Annotated in this window: 4 protein-coding genes and 2 pseudogenes; 4 read left to right on the forward strand and 2 right to left on the reverse strand. The window is 58.4% G+C overall.

The window, feature by feature from the left end; translation table 11 throughout:
- Positions 1-228, reverse strand: a 228-nt coding sequence (locus NKH35_RS30990) for a transposase (protein ID WP_352917485.1), incomplete at its 3' end; no start/stop codon positions are given.
- A 555-nt stretch (positions 229-783) separates the two neighbouring features.
- Here NKH35_RS30990 and NKH35_RS30995 point away from each other — a divergent pair.
- The 3 genes and pseudogenes from NKH35_RS30995 to NKH35_RS31005 form a co-directional block, all read left to right on the forward strand.
- Positions 784-1,035, forward strand: a complete 252-nt coding sequence (locus tag NKH35_RS30995; RefSeq protein WP_352917491.1) for an Lrp/AsnC ligand binding domain-containing protein — start codon at positions 784-786, stop codon at positions 1,033-1,035.
- A 60-nt stretch (positions 1,036-1,095) separates the two neighbouring features.
- Positions 1,096-1,437: pseudogene (locus NKH35_RS31000) on the forward strand (hypothetical protein).
- A gap of 130 nt (positions 1,438-1,567) precedes the next feature.
- Positions 1,568-1,810 (forward strand): annotated as a pseudogene (locus NKH35_RS31005) (IS110 family transposase); the annotation flags it as partial.
- A 362-nt stretch (positions 1,811-2,172) separates the two neighbouring features.
- On the opposite strand, the gene NKH35_RS31015 reads toward NKH35_RS31005, so the two are convergent.
- Entirely contained in the window at positions 2,173-2,799 is a 627-nt protein-coding gene (locus NKH35_RS31015; protein WP_352917487.1) for a transposase, read from the reverse strand.
- A gap of 22 nt (positions 2,800-2,821) precedes the next feature.
- On the opposite strand from NKH35_RS31015, the gene NKH35_RS31020 reads away from it, so the two are divergent.
- Positions 2,822-3,067 (forward strand): hypothetical protein, encoded by a 246-nt coding sequence (locus tag NKH35_RS31020; protein ID WP_352917489.1) that lies wholly within the window; start codon positions 2,822-2,824, stop codon positions 3,065-3,067.
- Positions 3,068-3,373: the final 306 nt, after the last annotated feature.

Consider the following 3,373-nt stretch of genomic DNA (forward strand, 5'->3'; position numbering starts at 1 on the left):
CGGGATGCGCAGCTCGACCGTGCCGGCCCGCGTCTCCCAGTCCCGGTCGCGGTAGCCATTGCGCTGGGCGAGCCGCAGCGGGTTCTTCTCGCCATAGCTGGCGCCGGTGGCCGCGCCCACCTCCATTTCCATCAGTCGCTCGGCGGCAAAGCCGATCATCTCCCGCAGCAGATCGGCATCCGGGGTCTTCTCCACGAGCGTGCGCAGGTTCATCATGTCGTCGGTCATCGGTGGTCCTTCCGAAATGGGTTGGCGTCAACAACCAAACCCTACCCGAAAGCGCCGATGACCACCCACACGCCGCTCGCTCGCTACAGCGCTACTAACGGCGCGCTCGTGAGCGGCTTCGCTACCGCCGAGCTACACCACCTGATGGGACACGACCCAGATTGAGCCGCCTCGCTCTACTGACCCCATCATGCGGCGGCCTAAGTCGACCGCGAAGAGAAGCGAGTGACCCGCGGGGCGAGAAGGTCCGGGAAATTATCAGGAGGAGCTTGAGACCTCAAGGGGCCCCAATCAGAGCAGCCTGCTAGTCGCTGTGCAAGGGGCACCAACCAGGAGACGCGCTTCGGAGTAAAATGTGAAATAAATATTAAAGCTTAAGGTAAGGCCAGCATTGCTGGCAGACGATCTAGACAAAAGGATCCCAACAGCGCTACACAGGAATAAGGGGGTATTAGCCGAACTCGCGTTTTGCCGGTATAGATTCCAAATGTTCAGTAGGGGGCAATGCCGCTTTTCGATCGGAAAATTATTACTAAATCGATTACTATCATTGTGATGGTAGAGCTTAACTGTGAACGCCTGGAGCTTGTCGACCATTTCAAGTGCACGATGCTTGCGGCCCAGGATGTGAAGCAATGCTATATGGTTACGGGCGAAGTCGATTTCGTCCTCATAGTAACTGTCGAAGACGTCGACGCTTTTTATGTCTTCGTCAAGGAGAATCTCTACAGCAACCCCAACGTGCGAAAATTTAGGAGCATGGTCAACCTTGATCTTCTCAAGTCCGAGCCGAATACTACAGTATAGCTTTGACGGATTTCGCTGTGGTCTAGGTGTGAGCCTACAATCTGGTACGACGACCGGCTGATGGCCAAGGTTCCCGGCTTCGCCAAGGCCTTTGCCGTCCGCTGGCGCATCGTCGAGATGGACGCTCGGGATAACGATCCTCGATCTCGTCGAGCAAGCGCATCTGACATTCAAAGGCTCGGCGGATGGCGAGATCGCCTTCGCCGCACTCAAGGGCTTCCTCGACGTCCCATATGGCACCCGCGATGGCTCAGCCTGCGCGGAGTTCTGGTGGGAGGGGCATGATGAGAACGACCAGCCTTTGGCCGCGGCTGGGCTGTCTTTGGCACTGCAGGCCGCCTCGTCGGCCACTTCTACATCCACAACGCCGTCCATTCAAGCTTCGTTTGTGAAAGAGCCTGACTTCTTCAACAGATGGGGTGATTGGGGTATCGCCCGCGCCAAATTGAGGGCGGCTGCTCCTGTGGAGATGTGAGAAGGTGGTCGATGTAGATCGCCAAAACATCAGGAGAGCAGCCATAAAGTATTTTGCCTGACGTCACGTGTCTTCGAAGAGACCGCGATCTGTGTCGTCGACGAGAGCGGCCGGATCGTGAAGGAAGGGCGGGCGGCGAGTGAGCCGAGGGCGCTTTATGAAGCCTTGCGGAAAAACGATCTTCCGATGGAGCGCATCGGGCTCGAAGCCTACTCGCTGACGGCCTGGTTTTGTGAGGGTATTCTCGCCGAAGGACTGCCGGCGATTTGCATCGAGACCCGGCAGGCGAACGCGGCCATCCTGCATCGCATGTGGAGCGATGCGACAGAATTCCGCTTTGGTAAGGGCACCCGGCTCCGTATCGGCCATGAAATAGGCACAACGGACCAACGAAGGAGGGGTTGATTCCGCCCGAAAGGCCGTGAGCCGGATCGCTCCCGTGGGACGACGGCAAGGCGATCTCGTTAGCAGGCACGATCCTGGGACGAACTCTCCTAGATGTTTGGTCCCGGCATTTGCTGGAGCGGATTGAGTTTGAAGCGTTCCGGTTGCGACGCCGACGCCTTGAAGATGAACTCGTAGGGTCTGAGACCCTTGAGGGCATAGGCACCACGAAAGCGCAAGTTTCAGTCCATGCCAAAGCTATCTTAGCGCAACTGTGTTCATGCGAATGCTTTTTTATCGCGAATGATGGCGTTGAGGACGACGAGAAGCTTTCTTGCGACGGCGATGATGGCGAGTTTCTTGGAACCTGAGCGGGCCGCGATGGCGGTGTAGAAAGTTCTGAAGCGCTCACAAGCCCGGATGGCGCCGAGCGCTGCCATGTAGAGTGCGCGACGTACGCGTGATCGACCACCCTGGATCTGGCTCCTGCGATTGAGCTTGCCGCTCTTGTTGTCGAAGGGAGCAAGGCCGGCGAGTGCCGCGATCGATTTGGGTGAGCGCTGACCGAGCTCGGGCAGGTGCGCCAGCAGCGAGAACGAAGTGATCTTGGAGACGCCGGGTACGGAGATCATCAGCGCGTTGTCGCGGGCCATGTCCTCGGCTTGGGTAATGGCTTGGGCGATCTGCCCCTCGATACCCTTGATGCGGACATTGAAGGTAGCGATCAGCTCTTCGATTTCGGCGATGACAATCGCGCCGAAGGCTTCGCTGCGCTGTTTCTTCAACGTTGCCCTGATCTCGACCATTTGGTCGCGAAGGCGGGCAAGCGATTGAAGGTGTTCGCCTTCTTCGCGCGGTGCCGGCTCGGCTTCCGGGTGATAGCGGTGGCCATAGTCGCTCAGCATCCTGGCATCGAGACGGTCGGTCTTGGCGCGCCGTCTCGTCGACTTCGCAATAGTGGTGGGTGTGCGCCGGATTGTGCCGCGAGAACGGCACGCCGGCCTTGGCCAGCGCATGACGCAGCAGGCGGTCATGAACGCCTGTCGCCTCCATGACGACGAAGTCTCGACTGGGATGCAGGCCTGCCACATAGGCAGCGATCGCATCGGCCTGATTGTCGATGCGATGGTATTGACCGCTTGCCTCATCAAAAAAGTCCAACCACTGCTTTGAGATGTCGCAGCCGACATAGTTCTGCATTATCATGTCCACGCCTCTTCCAGTGGTGCGGGGTCTGCTTGGAACAGCCCCGTGCAACTGTTCAGGTTGATGGTTCACCGGTGGGAAGGGACCGAGCCATGCCACGGCCTGTCCTCAAAAAGGACGACCAGGATCCTGTCGGTCTCCTTCCCACCCCAAACATAGCATGGGAACAACACACATTAGGCTTTGCGATCCTTGGGTCTTTGGCGGGAGGAGAGCGCAGCCCGATCAGGCTCTTCAGGCGCTTGAAGGCGAGCTCGATGCGCCAGCGCATGC

Origin of the sequence: Mesorhizobium sp. M1143, assembly GCF_040318435.1 — a bacterium.
In the GTDB taxonomy this organism is placed as follows: domain Bacteria; phylum Pseudomonadota; class Alphaproteobacteria; order Rhizobiales; family Rhizobiaceae; genus Mesorhizobium.